At 62.7% G+C, this 18,005-nt stretch carries 15 protein-coding genes; 4 read left to right on the forward strand and 11 right to left on the reverse strand.

Annotated elements, in window-relative coordinates:
* The 7 genes from AC1MH0_RS00690 to AC1MH0_RS00720 form a co-directional block, all read right to left on the reverse strand.
* A complete protein-coding gene (locus tag AC1MH0_RS00690; protein ID WP_480964241.1) occupies positions 1–807 on the reverse strand; it encodes an ester cyclase in 807 nt (268 codons plus the stop codon).
* The gene (locus tag AC1MH0_RS00695) at positions 804–2,324 is read right to left on the reverse strand and encodes an AMP-binding protein (RefSeq protein ID WP_480964242.1); all 1,521 of its coding nucleotides are present in this window, start codon (positions 2,322–2,324) and stop codon (positions 804–806) included. Before AC1MH0_RS00695 ends, AC1MH0_RS00690 begins: the two co-directional genes overlap by 4 nt.
* Before the next feature lie 10 nt (positions 2,325–2,334).
* Positions 2,335–3,516 (reverse strand): acyl-CoA dehydrogenase family protein, encoded by a 1,182-nt coding sequence (locus AC1MH0_RS00700; RefSeq protein ID WP_082445142.1) that lies wholly within the window; start codon positions 3,514–3,516, stop codon positions 2,335–2,337.
* A gap of 31 nt (positions 3,517–3,547) precedes the next feature.
* Positions 3,548–4,393, reverse strand: a complete 846-nt coding sequence (locus tag AC1MH0_RS00705) for a 3-hydroxyacyl-CoA dehydrogenase family protein (protein WP_480964243.1) — start codon at positions 4,391–4,393, stop codon at positions 3,548–3,550.
* 42 nt (positions 4,394–4,435) lie between these two features.
* A complete protein-coding gene (locus AC1MH0_RS00710) occupies positions 4,436–5,194 on the reverse strand; it encodes a crotonase/enoyl-CoA hydratase family protein (RefSeq protein ID WP_056413781.1) in 759 nt (252 codons plus the stop codon).
* The gene (locus AC1MH0_RS00715; RefSeq protein WP_480964244.1) at positions 5,191–7,125 is read right to left on the reverse strand and encodes a flavin-containing monooxygenase; all 1,935 of its coding nucleotides are present in this window, start codon (positions 7,123–7,125) and stop codon (positions 5,191–5,193) included. Before AC1MH0_RS00715 ends, AC1MH0_RS00710 begins: the two co-directional genes overlap by 4 nt.
* Before the next feature lie 81 nt (positions 7,126–7,206).
* Positions 7,207–7,995, reverse strand: coding sequence for an alpha/beta hydrolase (locus AC1MH0_RS00720; RefSeq protein ID WP_480964245.1), 789 nt, complete (start codon positions 7,993–7,995; stop codon positions 7,207–7,209).
* A gap of 183 nt (positions 7,996–8,178) precedes the next feature.
* On the opposite strand from AC1MH0_RS00720, the gene AC1MH0_RS00725 reads away from it, so the two are divergent.
* Together AC1MH0_RS00725 and AC1MH0_RS00730 are read left to right on the forward strand one after the other, a co-directional pair.
* Complete coding sequence (locus tag AC1MH0_RS00725) at positions 8,179–8,898, forward strand: TetR/AcrR family transcriptional regulator (protein WP_480964246.1); 720 nt, start codon at positions 8,179–8,181, stop codon at positions 8,896–8,898.
* A gap of 337 nt (positions 8,899–9,235) precedes the next feature.
* Positions 9,236–9,601: a bleomycin resistance protein gene (locus AC1MH0_RS00730; RefSeq protein ID WP_480964247.1), complete on the forward strand. Its 366-nt coding sequence runs from the start codon at positions 9,236–9,238 to the stop codon at positions 9,599–9,601.
* 153 nt (positions 9,602–9,754) lie between these two features.
* Here AC1MH0_RS00730 and AC1MH0_RS00735 read toward each other — a convergent pair whose 3' ends face one another.
* Entirely contained in the window at positions 9,755–10,648 is an 894-nt protein-coding gene (locus AC1MH0_RS00735) for a LysR family transcriptional regulator (protein ID WP_480965795.1), read from the reverse strand.
* A gap of 146 nt (positions 10,649–10,794) precedes the next feature.
* Here AC1MH0_RS00735 and AC1MH0_RS00740 point away from each other — a divergent pair, with 146 nt between their 5' ends.
* Both AC1MH0_RS00740 and AC1MH0_RS00745 read left to right on the forward strand, forming a co-directional pair.
* Positions 10,795–11,778 (forward strand): aldo/keto reductase, encoded by a 984-nt coding sequence (locus AC1MH0_RS00740; protein ID WP_480964248.1) that lies wholly within the window; start codon positions 10,795–10,797, stop codon positions 11,776–11,778.
* A gap of 951 nt (positions 11,779–12,729) precedes the next feature.
* Positions 12,730–13,803, forward strand: coding sequence for an SGNH/GDSL hydrolase family protein (locus AC1MH0_RS00745; RefSeq protein ID WP_480964249.1), 1,074 nt, complete (start codon positions 12,730–12,732; stop codon positions 13,801–13,803).
* On the opposite strand, the gene AC1MH0_RS00750 is transcribed toward AC1MH0_RS00745, so the two are convergent.
* The 3 genes from AC1MH0_RS00750 to AC1MH0_RS00760 all read right to left on the reverse strand — a co-directional run bounded on the left by AC1MH0_RS00750 (position 13,758) and on the right by AC1MH0_RS00760 (position 17,890).
* Positions 13,758–14,957 (reverse strand): DUF3089 domain-containing protein, encoded by a 1,200-nt coding sequence (locus tag AC1MH0_RS00750; RefSeq protein WP_480964250.1) that lies wholly within the window; start codon positions 14,955–14,957, stop codon positions 13,758–13,760. The two genes, AC1MH0_RS00745 and AC1MH0_RS00750, sit on opposite strands and share 46 nt — an antisense overlap.
* Positions 14,954–16,255 carry a glycoside hydrolase family 1 protein gene (locus AC1MH0_RS00755; protein WP_480964251.1) on the reverse strand — a complete coding sequence of 434 codons (1,302 nt, stop codon included), beginning with the start codon at positions 16,253–16,255 and terminating at the stop codon, positions 14,954–14,956. Before AC1MH0_RS00755 ends, AC1MH0_RS00750 begins: the two co-directional genes overlap by 4 nt.
* 111 nt (positions 16,256–16,366) lie before the next feature.
* Complete coding sequence (locus tag AC1MH0_RS00760) at positions 16,367–17,890, reverse strand: carboxylesterase/lipase family protein (protein WP_480964252.1); 1,524 nt, start codon at positions 17,888–17,890, stop codon at positions 16,367–16,369.
* Positions 17,891–18,005 lie beyond the last annotated feature (115 nt).

Consider the following 18,005-nt stretch of genomic DNA (forward strand, 5'->3'; position numbering starts at 1 on the left):
TTACCCTTTCCGCTCGCGTTGCAGGGCGAGCAGATGACGATGGAGCCCGAGCCGGTCGCCGGATACCTGCGCGCGTGAAACCGTGCCGTCGGCCACGTCGATAATCGCCGCCAGTCTGAGGGTGACCGGTTCTCCGACCAATGCCCGGTCGATGTCGACGAACCCGCCCGCATAGCGTCCGTGGCTTTCGACATGCGCGGCCGCGCGGGGGCCGGCGGTGAACATGTGGGAGATCGTCAGCGTATCGATCTCGACCAACGCGGCAAAGTCCGGTCCGTCGACTAGCACGGGCTCGACTGCGGCAGCCCTTAACATTCCAGGCAACCAATCGCGCACAATCGCCTCGGTTGCGGGATCGGGCGGCAGTACCGGCTGATCCCACGGCGCGAGGGCAGGGGCGGCAACCGCGTCGGGCAGGCCGCTCTTCAACTGACGCTTGCGGGCGAAGTAATCCTCCTCCGCCCAGCCATGCGACAACCGCTCGCCAGCTAGACGGAATACCGTGATCCCGCGCCATGCTGCGACGCGACCGTCGTCGCGCACCGATGCGCCGTGCTCGGTAAAGCGCATCGCCACACCGTCGACGCCGAGGATCGTGTCGTGGACCGTTACCGTCAGTCCCGGAAACTGATCGAGTTGTGCCGCGGTTGCGGGAAGATACTGGTCGTCGCGCCCGTCGAACACGTGTCCACCGATCGACAGCTTATAGGCCGGGTCCATCACCCATTCGACAGCTTGCGGATCGTGCGAGGTCAAAAAATCGACTGCGAACCCGCGTAGTGCGCGTGCCTGGGGGGACAACGTCATGCCACAATTTCCGACCGCGCGCGGTCGAGCGTGCGCAGATCCTTTTTCAGTATTTTCCCGGACGCGTTCTGCGGCAGTGCACCGACGAAGCGAACCGAGGTTGGGCATTTGTAATGCGCCAGATGCTCGCGCGTGTAGGCGATCATTGCCGCCTCGTCCGGGTCTGCACCGATCCGCGGCACCACGTACGCCCTCGGGGTCTCGCCCCATTTTGCGTGCGGCACGCCGATCACAGCGACCTGGCCGACATCCGGGTGCGCGCCAAGGACGTTCTCGATCTCGGTCGGATAAACGTTCTCTCCACCTGACACGATCATGTCCTTGTAGCGATCGTGGATGAAGACGAACCCTTCGCCGTCGCAATAGGCGGCATCGCCGGTCCTGAGCCAGCCATCGGGCGTGACCGCCGCAGCCGTCTCGGCGGGCTTCCGCCAATAGCCGATCATCACCATCCCCGACCGGATCCGGACCTCGCCGACCTCGCCGGGTGCGACGCGCACCTCGGTGTCCGGATCAACCAGTTGCAACTCGACCCACGGCAAGGGCCGGCCGCACGATCGCAACCGCTCGGGCGTCGGGCCATCGGGATCATGCTCGTGCGGCGGCAGGCTTATGACGGTCCCGGCGGTCTCGGTCGCGCCATAGGCATGGCTGAACTCGCAGCCGAACAGCGCGATCGCGCGGCGCAGCAACGGTTCGCCGATCGGGGCCGCACCGTAGAGAATGCGTTGCAGTCCCTGCGGCGCGATGCCGCCTGTGTCGACATGGTCGACCAGCCTTTGCACCACGGTCGGGACGAAGAATGTGTGCGTCACCCCGTGCCGGTCGATCGTCGCCGCCACACTGGCCGGGTCGAGCTTTTCGAGCAGCACGGTATGCCCGCCCTGACTGAGCGCCATCATGCCGTAGCCGATCCCGCCGATATGGAAGAGCGGCATCGCCACCAGATTGACGCTGTCAGCGGTGAACGCCCATACCTCGCGTGCCATCCGCTCGACATAAGACAGGTTGGTCTGGCTGATCAGTACGCCTTTCGGCACCCCCGTGGTCCCCGACGTATAGAGGAGAAGGGTAGCCGCATCGGGATCGACCCTAATCTTCGGTGGCACATCGGACGCTGCGTCGCGCAACGCATCGAGCGCCGTCAGATCGATCGTCTCGACCGCTACGCCGGTAAGGCGATCGGCCAGTACATCCTGCACCAGCACCAGCTGTGGTTCGCCATCCGCAATGATCGCCGCGATCTCGCCCGCCGCCAGTCGCCAGTTCAACGGCATCATGATCGCGCCGATCTTCGCGCATGCGTAGGCAAGCTCGTAGAACACGCACGCCGCATGCGACAGCAGCGCCACCCGGTCCCCCGCACCCACGCCGCGCTCGCGCAGCACGTTGGCCAGCTGCGTACTGCGTCGATCGATATCCGCGAACGTCAGCAGCTCGTCGTCAAACGCGAGGCACTTCGCGTCCGGTGTCTCGGTCGCGAAATGCTGCATCAGCGTCAGCAGGGTCGGTTGCATCGTTCGCCCCTCAATAGCTTTTCGGCAGGCCAAGGCTGTGTTGCGCAACGTGGTTCAGGATCATCTCGCGACTGACGGGCGCGGTCTTGTGCAACCGGGCAATGAACCACAGGTCGGCAAGCCCGTACTCGTAGCTCAGCCCATTGCCGCCATGCGTCTGGATCGCCTGGTCGAGTGCCTTCAGCGACGCCTCGGCGCCGGCGAACTTTGCCATGTTCGCGGCTTCGGCAGCATCCTCGCCCTGATCGTACAGCTGAGCCGCGCGCGCATTGAGCAGGCGCGCCGCCTGGACGTTGATATACGCCTCGGCGAGGGGGTGCGCGACGCCCTGGTGCTGGCCGATCGGTGTCTTCCACACACTGCGATCGCGCGCGTACTGCGCCGCCTTGTCGAGCGCAAACCGCGAAATGCCGTTGTTGATCGCCGCTGCTGCTACCCGCTCAGGGTTCAGTCCGACGAACACCTGTTTCAGGCCTGCACCGCGCGTGCCGATCAGCATCGATGCGTCGAGCTGGATGTCGTCGTAAAAGGTCGTAAACTGCTTCTCGGGCGTCATCACCGCGGCATCGATCGGCTGGTAGCTGAGCCCCGGTGCGCTGGTCGGCAGCAGGAACAGCGACAGTGCTGAGCGCCCGTCGCCCGTCTCCATCTCCGGATCGCGGGCGACGATCATCACCGCGTCCGACACGTCGATTCCCGACGTCCAGTATTTAGAGCCGTTGAGCACGAACCCGTCGCCGTTGGACACGATACCAGTCTTCACCTTGTGCGTGTTGGAGCCCGCATCCGGCTCGGTGATCGCGAAGCAGATCTTCTTGGTACCGTTGGCGATGCCCGGCAGCCATTCGGCCTTCATCTCGGGCGAACCATGCGCAGCGATGATCGGCGCTGTGATCGAATTGATGACCAGCGAAAGCAAGGGGCATCCCTGCGCAGCACACTCCTCGATCACGACGTTATAGTCGCCGATCCCGCCGCCGCTGCCGCCATGCTCTTCCGAGATGTGCACGCCGAGAAACCCGGCCTCGCCCAGCGCACGCCAGAGTTCGACCGGTTCTTCGCCGCTCTTGACGCATTGCTGATAATATTTGCGGCCGAACTTGCCGACCAGCTTGGCGACGCTTTCGCGCAGTTCGCGGTGGTGATCGGCGGTGTCGACTAGGGGGGAGAAGAACATTGGTTGAGCGGACATGCGGTGCGTTCCTTGTGGATCTTATGGAATGTCAGGCGGGCCAGTCGAAGAAACCGCGCCCAGATTTTGCGCCGAGCCGGCCCTCGGCGACCATTTTCGCAAGCATAGCTGGCGGTGCGAAGCGTGGCCCGTGCGCTGCCTCCAGCGCGCGTGCGACCTCCAGCCGAACGTCGAGGCCGACGATATCGCTCAGCCGCAACGGGCCGACCGGGTGGCGATAGGCGAGCACTGCGGCGCGATCGATATCGTCCGCGCTGGCGACGCCGTCCTCGAGCATCCGTATCGCTTCCAGAGACGCCGCGAAGTCGAGCCGGCTGGTCGCGAACCCCGGTACGTCGCGCACCGTGATCGTCTCTTTGCCGATCGCCTTGCCGAATGTACGGGCTTGCGCGAGCGCGTCCGAAGAGGTGGCGGCGCCCTGCACGATCTCGAGAAGCTTGATCGACCAGACCGGATTGAAGAAATGCAGCCCGAGGAACGTCGACGGATCCCGTACGCTTTCGGCCAGCACGTCGATCGACATCGCGCTGGTGTTGGTGGCGAGTAACTGGGGGGACTTGGCGGACGCGCTGGAGAGGACGTCACGCTTGAGATCCAGCCGCTCGGGTACGGATTCGACGATCAGCGCCAGTCCTTCGGGAATCGCCTTCATCGTCTCGACGCGAACGACGCGGGCGGCGGTAGCTTCGGCTGCATCGGCGTCCAGCTTGCCACGCGACACTGCCCCCGCCAGCGTGGTCTCGACCGTTCGCGCCATAATCGCAGCGCGCGTCGCGTCTGGTTCGACGACGTGGACCCTTCGTCCGGCCAACGCTGCAACATAGGCGATACCCACGCCCATCGTGCCGCCGCCGATCACTGCGATATCGTCCGTCACGTCACATCCTCTCTTCCGTTGCAGCGGATTTGCGATTGTGGGTCATTCGCCGAGCCAGACCGGCGCGCGTTTGTCCGCAAAAGCCCGCGCGCCCTCTTGTGCATCGGCGGAAGCGAGCACGGTCTCGACCATGTCGCGTTGCAGGTCCCACCGTCGATCAAGCGGCCAGTCGGGCGACGCGGCCATGATCCGCTTGCTCGCCATCACCGACAGCGGTGCGTTCGCGGCAATCTCGTTCGCCAGCGCCAGAGCGGCTTCCAGCGCACTACCGGGCAGCGCGAGCCGGTTAACCAAGCCCCAGCGGTGCGCAGTGGCGGCGTCCATTCGCGCGCCGGTCAGCGCATATTCGAGCGCGATCGCTGGCGGGATGCGCTCGCGTAGCCGCACCAGCCCGCCCGATCCCGCGACCAGCCCACGCGAGACCTCTGGCAACCCGAACATCGCGGTGTCGCCTGCGACGATCAGGTCGCACGCGAGCGCCAACTCGCACCCTCCCGCCAGCGCGTAGCCTTCGACGGCAGCGATCAATGGTTTTGCGGGCGGTTTTTCGGTGACGCCGGCAAACCCGCGACCTTCGAGTTCCGGTCGTTCGCCGTCGACGAACGCCTTCAGGTCCATTCCCGAACAGAAATTTCCGCCCATGCCGGTGACGATTCCAACGCGTAACGTCGGATCCGCATCCAGCACGTCGAGCGCCTCGGCCAGAGCCAGCGAAACGGCGCGGTTGACCGCGTTGCGCTGCGCCGGCCGATCGATCGTCATCACCAGCACCGCGGCGCGGCGTTCGACCACCACGCTCATGCCGACACCCGTTTAAGGGTCACGTGGTAGTCGTCTAGGTCTGCGGAATCGGTCATCCGCCACATGTCGAGGATGCGGAACGGGTTGTTGACGACGATCCGCCCCTTTGAATTGCGGACATAGCCATCGACGCCGGGATAGGTCCAGACGAGCCCGGCATGCGTCTCGTCGACCTTTGCGTTGTACGCGTCGTGGATATCCTGCCGCACATCGATCGTCGCGATCCCCTTTGCGAACATCTGGCGGAGCAAGGACATGACGTAGTGCATCTGCCGTTCGAGCACCGAGATCAGGCTTCCGCCATGCCCGTATTGCGTGTTCGGTCCGTACAGGCAGAAGAAGTTCGGGTAGCCCGGCACCGTTGTCCCGAGATACGCGCGCGCATCGTCGCCATCCCAGTCGCCATGCAGGTCGCGTCCGTCCAAGCCGACGACGCGCATCGGTGCCAGCAGGTTGACCACGTCGAACCCTGTCGCCCAGATGATCGCATCCGCCTCATGTGTCGTCCCGTCGCTGGTCACGATGGCGTGCGGCAGGACCTCGGTCACTGCACCGTTGACGTACTCGACATGCGGTTGGGCGAGCATCCGGTACCAGCCATTGTCGAGCAGCATGCGCTTGCCGAACGGGGGGTAAGACGGGATCATGTCGGGCAGTAGGTCCTGCCGCTCGCCCAGTTGTGCCGTCATATAAGCGGTCAGCCCGCGACGGTGGGAGTCGTTGATCGCGTTGATCGATTTGCCTTGGCCGTCCCAGTCAGGATCTTGCCGTAACGCCTCATACTGTTTGTCGTTGAACGCCCAGCTCAGTCGCAATCGGTACCAGAGCCGGTACAGCGGCATCGTCTGCATCAGATGTTGCAACGCTTCTGGGATCGCCTGCTTGAACTTCGGGAACGGCGCGACCCATTGAGGCGTACGGTTTACCACCGTCAACGACACGACACTGTCGACGATTGCCGGCCCGACTTGCATTGCGCTCGCGCCGTTGCCGACCAGCACGACCTTCTTGCCGGCGAGCTCGATCCCGTCCTCAGGGTAGCGTGCGGTATGCACGCTCGGCCCTTCGAACCGGTCCATTCCGGGAATGTCGGGCAATCGCGGCTTGTTGAACGCGCCCACGCCACTGAGGATCATGCTCGCGGTCAGCGTTTCCGAATTGCCATCGGCATCGATCACGTCGGCTTGCCACTCGCCCGCGTCTGCATCCCAGCGCGCCTCGGTCACTTCAAGACCAAAGCGGATATGGCGGCGGATGTCGAAGCGGTCGGCGACATCCTGCAGATACGCGTGGATCTCACGACTTCCCGCGAAATAACGCGACCATTCATAGGGCGCATAGGAGAAGGAATAGAGGTGGCTCGGCACGTCGCAAGCTGCGCCCGGATAGCGGTTCTCGAACCAGACGCCTCCGAGGTCGGGTCGCCGCTCGAGGATGGTGTAAGGGATACCAGCCGCAGCGAATTGTACCGCGGCGCACATTCCCGAAATGCCGGCGCCGATGATCAGCGCGCGAAACCCCGGAGGCGGCGCGATATCCTGAGCGCCGTCGATTGCAGGCTGTCCCTCGGTTAGTTGAAGCTCATGCCTGATCATCGCTGCGTAGCTCGCGGGGATAGTCTCACCCAACGACACGCTCATCATCTCGACCAGCAACGCATCATCCGGATTGGCGAGGGCAGGAGGGCGTCCCTCGAACCACGCCGCGAACGCCGTCGTCGCTGCGGCTCGAATCTCGTCCTGTAGCGCGCCAGGCAGCCCGCCATCGTCGTTATCGTCCAGCCCACGCGTACGGGTCGGCACGAACCGGCCCTCGATCCATTCCCGGTCCCCGGTCAACTGCACCAGCACGCAGGCTAGCGTCGGAATGTTCGCCTGCGCGATGGCCTCTGCAAGCCAGAGGGGGGCATCCTGTCCAATTCTGTCGGCCATCGGCTCTATCTTCATTGGTGTCGCGCCGCGACGGAGCGGCATGGCACAGGTCAGAACAGGAATATGCGCACAGCCTCTTCCTCAGTCAACACTGTTGTTGACGAAAAGTTTGCGACCCATCTCGGTTATCGCGCGGTCGGCCATCGGCGTTAGCATCGGCAGACTTGCAAAGCCGTGGATCATCCCTTCGTAGCGCGTCATCGTCACCACCCCGCCGCTCGTACGAATCGCCGCGCCAAGCGCCTCGCCTTCGTCACGCAAGGGGTCGAAGGCCGCTGTGATGATGTGGGTCGGCGGCAAGCTGGCGAGATCTGCGCGCAGCAGGTCGACATCGGCCGCCAACGAACCAGCATCGCCCAGATAGGACGCCCAGGCCCAACGCATCCAATCGCGCGTCAGCATGTGATCGGCCCCCAGTGTTCGCCAGGACTCAGTCTCGCACGCCGGGGCGACCACGGGATAGAAAAGGCCAAGCGCGTCTATGCCGATACCTTGGCGTGCCGCATGCAATGCGGTCATGGCAGCAAGATAGCCCCCCGCGCTGTCGCCGCATACTGCCAGCTTCCCGTTATCGCCTCGACTGATGCCCGCCACTTGTTGCAGGGCGGAACGGCAATCATCGCGTGCGGCAGGGAAGGGGGCTTCGGGGGCGAGTCGATACTCGACAGCGACCACCGATGCACCGCTTGCCGCAGCCAGTGAGCGACACAGTGCGTCGTGGGTGTCGAGCGATCCAACAACGAAGCCACCGCCGTGGAAGAACAGGATCGTTCCGTGTGTTTGCGCAGTGGGGCGATAGATGCGGCGTCGGATGGCCTCGGTCTCGTCGGACCGAACCGACCAGATTGCGGGCCCTGCGACCGCCGCCATCGGCCGGTCGAGCCTTTGCCGATAATCCTTCATCGAGAGGCTTGGGGGCGGGGGGCGCAACGTTACCCTTGGATCGGCGAGCAGGGATACGAAAGTGGGATCCAGTTCGGTAGAAGCGCTCATATCAGAAGGATCACCTCTCACCGGCGCGATGTCAACGCTTGTGTTGATCCTGAGGCGGCGGTGTTTGATCTACCGCCCAGGCTGGTTCATGGAGCGACGATGGACGAAGATGATCAGGGCAAGCCCGAGGTACAGAGCGGCATCGGTCGCCGGCGCTCTGCGGCGCGTACCGATTCGAGTGCCTCCTACCAGACCAAGCGCAAGGAAATCGCGGAAGCCGCGGTGCGCGTCTTCAATCGCCTGGGGTTCGAACGGGCAAGCATTGCTGCGGTCGCTGAGGAGATGGGCGTCGACCGTGCCTCGCTCTATTATTATGTCTCCTCGAAAGAGGCGCTGTTCGACGAGGTGGTTCGCACCGTAGTCGAGCGCAATTGCGCGATCGCCAAGCAGATCGAAACAAGCGATCTCTCGCCCCGCCGCAAGCTTCGCGACCTGATCACGACGCTGATGACGTCGTATGGCGACCACTACCCGCTCTTCTATATCTACATCCGCGAGAATCTGGGTCATGTCAGCGACTCTCGCTCGGCGTGGTCGAACGACATGCGTGAGATCAATCGCCTGACGACGCAGAGCATGATTGCGATCATCGAGCAGGGTTATGCCGACAAGAGCCTACGCAACGTGGGCCCATCACGGATCGTGGCCAATGGCATATTCGGTGTGATCGGCTGGACTCACCGCTGGTTCCGGCCCGATACGAGCGATGTCAGCGCGGCAGATATCGGCCGTACTTACGCGGACATGATCTTGTCGGGATTGGAAGACCCTTATCGCTGACGGCTATCCGGACTATCCGTTGCGAAGGGCCATCATGGGGTCACGGAAGCGATAATCAATCTCGACGACGATCTTATAACGAGGCTCATTGAACTACATTTTGGCGATACGTGACTGTCCGCAATCCTCCCCATCACGACATTCGCGAGCGGATAGCCGGGCGTCAAAATCGGTCATTCGCAAAGATGAACCAGCGTCCGAAGTTGGGAAGTGAGGGAAGGGGCCTGAACGTCTGCTTGTGGGTCTCGCTGGACCCGCACTGCTGGCTGTCTTCGCGCCTTGCAGACAAGCGGGGAAGTTGATCTACCGCAGTCGGATCATGATGGGAGCCGTTGAGATGCCCGACTTAGCTACGCCCAACCTTCCTGCTAGGCAGTTCGAAATCACAGCCCGTTTCTATGAGCAGTTTGGATTTGAGCAAACTTGGAAAGACGCTGGCTGGATGATCCTTAAACGGGGTGATCTCATTCTGGAATTTTTCCCGTTCCCCGATCTTGATCCGGCACAGAGTTCGTTTAGCTGCTGTTTCAGAATGGACGACGTTGGCGCTTTCTTTGAAATTCTATTATATGCAGGTGTGCCCGAACTTACGAAGGGCTGGCCGCGCGTTCATCGGCCGAAAAGGGAGCCGTGGGGTGGCGTCGTTGGCGCACTGATAGACCCGGACGGCTCGCTAATCCGGCTAGTTCAGGCTCCGAATTGAAAGTCCATTGTCCTTCCATGGCGACATTCGCGTGCGCGAAGCCGGGTTTCAAATTGGTCACATCGCGAAGTTGAACCAGCGTCTGAAGTTGAGGAGCTAGGGAAGGAGCGTGAACGTCCGTATCTGGTCCCACTATTTGTCTTCGAAGCACTGCTACTTTCGAAGCCGCAGCGCTTCTAAAAGCAGACTGAACGCGGGGGACGGTTGGCGACGGCTGGGATAGTAGAGATAGTGCCCATCGAAGGGCTCGCACCAATCTTCCAAGATCCTAACTAGATGCCCATTCGCGATATGGTCGGTAGCATGATCCTCGATCATGAACGCGATACCGCGACCGGCGACTGCCGCATCCACTGTAAGATCGACGTCGTTTAGAACTAGCTGGCCCTCAACTTTCACTTTCAACTCACGTCCCGCCTTTTCGAACTCCCACACATACAGGCCGCCTGACGTCGTGAAGCGGAGGTTGATACAGGAATGATGCGCAAGATCGTTGGGCGTCATCGGTGTGCCATGCTTGGCGAAGTAGGCGGGGGAGCCTACTGCGGCCATCCGGAGCTGCGGACCGATCCGCACCGCGATCATGTCCTTCTCGAGCCTCTCGCCAAGACGCACACCGGCATCGAACCGGTCGGCAACGATGTCGGTAAGACCGCTGTCGACGCTAAGTTCGACCACGATGTCTGAATTTTCGCCTGTCAGCCGCTCGACAACGGGCCAAAGGATCGTTCGCGCCGCGTGCTTCGACGTCGTGATACGGATCGTCCCGGCCGGCCGTTCGCGCAATTCGGTAAGCGAGGACAACATGTCGTCAATGTCGTCCAGCGCTGGACCCAACGTCGCCAACAGCCGCTCCCCAGCGATCGTCGGCGACACGCTCCGGGTCGTGCGGGTCAGCAGTCGCAATCCGAGTTTCGCCTCCAGACGACGCATCGAGTGGCTGAGCGCGGATTGCGACACGCCAAGCCGAGCCGCGGCACGGGTGAAGCTCTTCTCCTCCGCGACCGCGAGGAACATCGCCAGACCGCCAAGATCCTCACGCCCCATTATGCCGCCCACATTGAAAAGGTTTCATGACGTCCGGTCATAGGCTCATGCCGTTCTTGCTGTCTAATCAGAACAACGCGCAGCGCTTATCTAGGCTATGACGGCGGATCCCTTCGCGAACCGTAATGACGAGACAGGAGCGAACCATGCAGAAGCGCGTATTGGGCCGGAATGGCCTCGAAGTATCGGCTCTCGGGCTTGGCTGCATGGGGCTAAGCTTCGGCTATGGCCCGGCAACCGACCGCACCGAGGCGATCGCGCTGATCCGCGCGGCGCATGAGCGCGGCGTGACGTTCTTCGACACGGCTGAAGCCTATGGACCCGGACTCAACGAGGAAGTCGTGGGTGAGGCCTTGGCGCCGATCCGCGACGACGTGGTGATCGCAACCAAATTCGGCTTCAAGAACGGCGTTCCGAGCGAAGGCTTGGACAGTCGGCCCGAGCGTATCCGACAGGTTGCCGACGAAGCGCTTGCCCGGCTCGGGACCGATCGCATCGACCTGTTCTATCAGCACCGCGTCGATCCGACCGTGCCAATGGAGGACGTGGCCGGCACGGTGAAGGAACTGATCCAGGCCGGCAAGGTGAAGCATTTCGGCTTGTCCGAGGCGGGCGCGACGTCGATCCGCAGCGCCCATGCGGTCCAACCCGTTGCAGCGTTGCAAAGCGAGTATTCGATGTTCTGGCGCGAGCCGGAGGCCGAAATCCTGCCGCTGCTGGAGGAACTGGGGATCGGCTTCGTGCCGTTCTCGCCGCTCGGCAAGGGGTTCCTGACGGGGCGCTTCGATCAGAATACCGTCTTCGGCCCGGACGATTTCCGTAGCACCGTGCCGCGCTTCCAAGCCGACGCGCTGAAGGCAAACCAGGCGCTGGTCACGCTCGTCGGATCGATCGCTGCGGAGAAGGGTGTGACACCGGCGCAGGTCGCCTTGGCGTGGTTGCTGGCGCAACGGCCCTGGATCGTCCCCATTCCCGGCACCACCAAGCTTCACCGGCTCGAAGAGAATCTTGGTGCCGTCGACACGACGCTGACTGGCGAGGATCTCACACGCATCGGGCAGGCTCTCGACGGCATTGCGCTCCAAGGCGAGCGCTATTCTGTCTCGCAGCAGCGCATGATCAACCGCTGAGCCCATCGAGGAGGGTAGACCCACCAAGCACCGAACGGTGCTTGCGACGCGGGTCGTGCTGCCGCTTGCCAGCACGACGCGGGTCGTGCTGCCGCTTGCCAGCACGACCCGCGTTGGGAGGGCGAAACAAGCCGCACAAGTTGAGTTGAACCACCCATTACCTGGCGCCACGTGAAAGCAACCACATCGCAAAGGCGAACGAACGGCAGAAGTTGGAATGCGGGGGAAGTGCAGTCGAACGCCTACGTATGGGTCAGATGTGCTGATGGATGGGGTCGGTACCCAGCGGCCCCGTCGATTACGTCTTCTTCGTGTCGGGGCGCCGAGATAACGCCGATCCAGCGGCTGTCTTTGAGTCCTTCCCGGTTCGTCCGTCCTTCAGGACCTTCGAGGCGGCCTTGCCGGCCTTTTCGCTCGTGTGCTCGTTCTTTGCCATCGTTCGGCTTCGGCAGACACCATCATGTGGTGCAGATGAAAAAACCGTCAATTGGTAGATTGATTCCTGAATTGTTTTGACGGAGTGACGGTCACGAGGCTAGATAAATGTCCGTCTGCTTTTAGGTAGCGGTGCCCGTGCGTTAAGCGTCCGGGAATAACTCCCGCTTAGCTGATTTGCTTTCTTATATTAGCTTGCGATTGTAGCCCATATCCGGCCTAAGAGGCCGGTAACATTTCTACGACGTGCAGTGATCCCTGTATCAAGAATCACTTCCCCTTGAGCCGGATCCGTCGATATGATCTTCGGTAACTAGGATGGGGGCGTACGATCGTGACCGCGATTTTGAAGCAGATAATAGTCGCATGAAATGCGCGCAATGGTCGGTTGTGTTAGCTCTTGCGTTGCTATTTTCAGGACCCGCGACCGCCCTTCCTCGGGGAGTTTGGTCAGCTAGCTGGGCTGCCTCACCAGTACCGCCGCTCGCATCAAGTCCTGGTCTGCCAGCGGATGCCATGGCGCGTACGTTCAAGGACCAAACCATCGTTCAGCTTGTTCGTCTGAGTAGCGGTGGAAACGGTGTTCGTCTTCGCCTTACTAATGAGTACGGGACGAAGCCGCTGCGGATCGGCGCAGCGCGCGTTGCTCTCGTCGATGCTGGCGGACGGGTGATAGTCGGCACACAACGTGCGGTGCTGTTCGATGGTCGTTCAGGTACGCAGATTCCGATAGGCGCACCGTGGGTCACAGATGCGATCGATTTGCCTGTACCACCACGAGCCCAATTGCAGATTAGCCTCTATCTTCCCGAGGATACCGGGCTGTGCACATGCCACGCGGTGGGAGGCGCAACGGCGAGGGTGTCGCCGACCGGCGATTTTACGGATACTCCATTCACTCCGGTAGCTACCTTTACAGCACGCGCTTTCCTTTCAGAAGTCGATGTCCGAGCGACATCGAAGAGACCAGTGGTTGTCACGTTTGGTGACTCGATCACCGACGGCTTTCTGTCCAGCGTCGATACGGATCATCGTTGGCCCGACCGCTTGGGTGAACGGCTCTCCTCAGCCCCCCGATTTCAACACTTCGGGGTCGCGAATGCCGGCATCGGTGGCAACCGCGTTCTCGCCGATGGAGCTATTGCGCTGTTCGGACAGAGCGCGATCGCACGGTTCGATCGTGACGTACTTTCGGTTCAGGGCGTGAGTGCCGTCATTTTGTTGGAGGGCATCAACGATATCGGCCGAGGACTCGACACCCCAGCTGGTGTGGATGCTCTGATCGGAGGATACCGTCAAATAATCGCCCGTGCACATAGCAGGGGTATCAAAATCCTCGGTGGGACGATGCTGCCGTACGAGGGGGCCAATTATTATAGCCCACAGGGCGAAGCCGTCCGACAGGCCGTCAATCGCTGGATACTGACCTCTGGCGCGTTCGATGGCACCATCGATTTCGACAAGGCACTCCGCGACCCTGCCCGCCCAAGCCGCATGCGCGCTGATCTGCAATCGGGTGACTGGCTGCATCCAAATGATGCGGGCTACCGGGTGATGGGGGACGCGGTCACGCTTTCGGACTTACGATAAGCCATCGCTATCGCTTGGTGGCGTGCCTGCCATGCAGCCACCCGGTCAACGGCGTTGCGGCGCAGCGCGTCGTAGAAGATCCCATAGTCGTTGAGGTGGTAGCTTCCGAATGCAAGGCTCAGCTTGTCGATGAACCCGGACGGCGCGGACCAAGGCACGTGCACGGTGAGCAGACCACCGCGACACACTGCGCCAGTGAGATGCGGTACGAGCGCAGGTAACTGCTGGGCGACCCGCCCGAACGGCGCGACGGGGAAGGGGAGGCTGCCGGCATTTGCGGTCGCCGGTGCCGCACCCGCGGGTCGCCAGGTCAGCGGATTGACGCAAAGGGCGTGCGACTGGCCGTCAGTGACGTGGCGACCCCGCCACCAATAGGCGCGGTTGTCGGTGATCATCCGCGCGCCGCTGCGGCCTGTCTCACTGGTATTGTATGACACCACGCACCCGATCTGCCGCGCAGTGCTGCAGATCGGTAGGCCGAGTTCGCCGAACGTATCGGGCACATAGCCGCCGATGAGATACGCTGCGACGAGGCGCCGTTTGAGTGGCGTTCTGAGGATTTCTTCCTGAAGCAGCCGGATCGCATGCGCCGTCCCCTGGCTGTGCGAAGCGATAATGAACGGGTGGCCGTGGTTCTGGTGCGCGATATAATATCTGAAGGCACGGGCAATATCGCCATAGGCGACGTCCATCGCCGCGTTCACCTTGAGCGCTGCCAATGTGGCCTGGCGGTACCGCGGCGCATAGAGCCGACAACAGCCGTTGAAGACGCTGACCTGATCGAGGAGCACTGGCGGGTTGAGCGGCGCGGCGGTGTCCAAGGCGTCGAACGGCGCGATCCACACCGGACTGCCCTTGAAGGTTGTCGGGTGGACGAAGAAAACGTCCGCAGGCGCGGGGCGTTCGTCGACCGGTGTTAACCCCGGCGGGGTGGATCGTTCGAGCCCGTTGTGGCCGGGCAGGGCCAGCCAGGCGCTTGCTTTTGCGTAGTCGGGAGCGGACGGCAGGGTTCGCGCGTCGTAGGGTTTGGCCGGACCGCGCAGGCTTGCAAGCGTAGCCCACCCGCCGATTGCAGTGAACGCCCCCAGCAGGACGACGACGACCAGCCCGAAGCATCCGAGGCCCCGTCTTATCCAGCTTCGCGGCGCGGTCACAGCCGGTTCGCCCTGGCATGCGCCGCCAGCACCCGGGCACTCGGCTTTACCGTCCGCTTGAACGTCTTGCGATCGACCGCGACCAGCCCGAACTGCTTGGCGTAGCCCGAGGTCCATTCGAAATTGTCTAGCAGCGACCAGTAGAGATAGCCCTTCACGTCGATTCCCTCAGCGATGCATTTGGCGACCTCGGCCACCGTCGCGTCGATGAATTGCGCGCGGAGGCGGTCGTCGGTCGCGGCGATGCCGGTCTCGGTGAGGTAGATTGGCTTGTCGGTATGCGCGTGTGCGTAGCGCAGCGTCGCGCCGATCGCGTGCGGGTAATTCTCATAGCCCATGTCGGTCAGCGGCACGCCGGGCTCGGACTTCATCAGTCCGTGCGCGTCGATGTGCAGGCGCGAATAGGTTTGGACGCCAACGAAATCAGACGCCCGCGCGGCCTCGATCCAGCCACCATACATCGTCTGCTCGGCCTGGGCAGCGCGGTTGCCCGGGCCGACGCCTTGGATCTCCTGCATCGACAGCGTCACGCCGACGGGGAAATCACCCGGACCCGCCTTGATCGCCGCATAGGCCTTGGCATGCCCGTCGAGCATGACGGCACTGATCTTGTCCGGATCGCCGAACAGCATCGACGAGAAAGCAGGCGAGCCGGTGCGCCGCGCTGCAGCCGCGATCATCGCGCGCGCATTCGCCGCCGCCGCGTCGCTTGCGAAGCGCGGCAGGACTTTACGCAACAGCACGATGTTCGCCTCGTTGAAGGTCGACGCCATGCCGATCAGCGGCCCGAGCTTCTGAGTGGCTCGGCCGCAAAAGCGAGCAAACAGGTCGGCGCCGTCCGCCACCTCGAACCCGCCCCGCATCGCGAACCACAAGGGTACGGTGAAGTGGTTGTAGGTGACGATTGGCAGCAACTTGCGTGCGTGGCACGCCTGCAGAACGCGGACATAATGGTCGAGTGCGGCTTCGGAGAACATGCCTTCCGCAGGCTCGATTCGCGCCCATTCGATCCCGAACCGATAGCAGTTGAGGCCAAGGCCCGCCGCGATGTCGAGGTCTTCTTCGTAGCGCTCGTAACTGTCGCACGCGTCTCCCGACGGGTCTTGAAACGCGGTCGGCGTGATGGTCTCGAGCAGCCAACTATCCGACGCGGCGTTGTTGCCCTCGCTTTGATGCGCCGAGATCGCGGTGCCCCAAAGGAAGCCGCGAGGGCGGCGGGGGTGGGCACTAGTAGAGCCGCCGACGATCAGGCCGGCCGCGCCAGCGACGAGCTCGCGTCTGCTGGGGTTCAGGGGCATGGACTGTCCTTCAATATGATGCTCGACCCTGTATCTCTCCCCCCTTTCAGGGAGGGGAGCTACGCGGTGCGCTCCGAGGGGGAAGGTCTATCGATCGTTGACGGACGGACATCACGGCTTTGGTGTCGCCGCCCATTTCTTCTGCGCATCTGCCATCGCAGCGGCCTTGGCACGTTCTTGGATCGGCTGCAGACGCGACGTCTGCGTCGTCGCCCCGATCGCGAGATACTGCGTTGGCACAGTCGTAACCGCCGGCCATTTGGGCGCACCAGGACCATTGGGGTCACCGGTTTTGGCGAAGCGTACCCAGTAATCGCCCATCATCTTCGAAACCGCGGCGTCCTGCGCGTCCCAGCCATGCTCAGCCGCCTTGGTACCGAAGACATATTCGAGCTCGCCACCATGGTCGGTGCCGGTCGCGGTCGCGCGCTGATCGACGAAGACCTGGTCGAAATAATAGGCGAACGCCTTTTGGCCATTCGCGGCATGGCGATCGGCAAGCGCGAAGGAGGGGAGCACAAAGCCGACATCCTCGGCGAGATCGGTCGTCGCTGCGGCCAGCGGCTTGCCGGTCATCGCGACATAGCCGTCGCGAAGCGCCGTGAAATCGTCGCCGAGCAACGCCTTGGCCGCTGCTTCGGTCATCCCGCCCAGGCTCGATTCGTTCGAATTGCCGCCGATGATCAACGGAATTTTCGCCTCGTCGCCACGATAGAAGGGCTCGCCCGGGCTTTGCACCACGACTTTGCCGTCGATGAAGGGGAAGGCGCGGCCATTCTTTACGACATCGGCGAGCGGGACGGCGCGGAGCTGTTCGGCTGTGGCGTTCTGGAGGCCAAGGCTGTCAGCCCACATCTCACCCACCCGCTCGGCGTTGAGCATGCCGCCGCGGATCGGAAACAACGGACTGCTGCCCGCGCCCGATTCCGAGATCGCCTTGTGGAAGAGCCCCTTCGCGACCGGCGCCCCCATCAAGATCTGCACCGATCCGGCGCCTGCAGATTCACCGAACAGCGTGACGTTAGCGGGATCGCCGCCGAAGCTGGCAATGTTGCGCTTGACCCATTGCAGAGCGGCGATCTGGTCCATGATCGCATAGTTGCCGAGCTGGCCGCTCGGGTCTTCTTTCGTTAGTGCGGGGTGCGCGAAGAAGCCAAGCCGGCCAAGCCGATAGTTGATCGTCACAATCACCACGCCGCGCTTCGCCAATGCCGTGCCGTCGTACAACGGAACGCCTGCAGCGCCATAGGTGAAGCCGCCACCGTGCAGGAACACCATCACTGGATAGCGGCCAGGCTTTGTAGGGCGCCAGACGTTGAGAAACAGGCAATCCTCGCTCATCGCCCCGACCTGTGCCCAGGGCTCCTTGTGCTCGACCCCCTGCGGACAGGCAGCGCCGAAGCTGCGGGCGTCGCGGACGCCGGTCCAGGATAGTGTGGGTTGCGGGGCTTTCCAGCGTAGTGGGCCAACGGGCGGCGCCGCATAGGGAATACCCTTGAAGACGGTGAGCGAACCTTCCGTCGTGCCGGCGACCGCACCCGAGTCGATTTTCACCGGGCCGTTCTGCGCGTGGGCGGATGGGACCGTGGCAAGCGCAACGGGCGCGGCCATTGCAAGCAGGAGGCGCAGAATCATCGGGTGTCCTTCTCCATAGATACGCGTCTCGTCAGGCTCGCCTGCGATCCGTCTTCGCCGCACTAACATCTTAATTCATGTATTAGTCAACGTCTCACCCGATCCTCCCCCGGTT

It is taken from the genome of Sphingomonas sp. AP28, from assembly GCF_056680455.1.

What these genes read in the sequence shown, in the direction of transcription:
- AC1MH0_RS00690 (WP_480964241.1), bottom strand. Translation starts at nt 807, where the DNA reads ATGACGTTGTCCCCCCAGGCACGCGCACTACGCGGGTTCGCAGTCGAT.
- AC1MH0_RS00695 (WP_480964242.1), bottom strand. Translation starts at nt 2,324, where the DNA reads ATGCAACCGACCCTGCTGACGCTGATGCAGCATTTCGCGACCGAGACA.
- AC1MH0_RS00700 (WP_082445142.1), bottom strand. Translation starts at nt 3,516, where the DNA reads ATGTCCGCTCAACCAATGTTCTTCTCCCCCCTAGTCGACACCGCCGAT.
- AC1MH0_RS00710 (WP_056413781.1), bottom strand. Translation starts at nt 5,194, where the DNA reads ATGAGCGTGGTGGTCGAACGCCGCGCCGCGGTGCTGGTGATGACGATC.
- AC1MH0_RS00715 (WP_480964244.1), bottom strand. Translation starts at nt 7,125, where the DNA reads ATGGCCGACAGAATTGGACAGGATGCCCCCCTCTGGCTTGCAGAGGCC.
- AC1MH0_RS00720 (WP_480964245.1), bottom strand. Translation starts at nt 7,995, where the DNA reads ATGGCGGCGGTCGCAGGGCCCGCAATCTGGTCGGTTCGGTCCGACGAG.
- AC1MH0_RS00730 (WP_480964247.1), top strand. Translation starts at nt 9,236, where the DNA reads ATGCCCGACTTAGCTACGCCCAACCTTCCTGCTAGGCAGTTCGAAATC.
- AC1MH0_RS00735 (WP_480965795.1), bottom strand. Translation starts at nt 10,648, where the DNA reads ATGGGGCGTGAGGATCTTGGCGGTCTGGCGATGTTCCTCGCGGTCGCG.
- AC1MH0_RS00740 (WP_480964248.1), top strand. Translation starts at nt 10,795, where the DNA reads ATGCAGAAGCGCGTATTGGGCCGGAATGGCCTCGAAGTATCGGCTCTC.
- AC1MH0_RS00745 (WP_480964249.1), top strand. Translation starts at nt 12,730, where the DNA reads ATGGCGCGTACGTTCAAGGACCAAACCATCGTTCAGCTTGTTCGTCTG.
- AC1MH0_RS00755 (WP_480964251.1), bottom strand. Translation starts at nt 16,255, where the DNA reads ATGCCCCTGAACCCCAGCAGACGCGAGCTCGTCGCTGGCGCGGCCGGC.
- AC1MH0_RS00760 (WP_480964252.1), bottom strand. Translation starts at nt 17,890, where the DNA reads ATGATTCTGCGCCTCCTGCTTGCAATGGCCGCGCCCGTTGCGCTTGCC.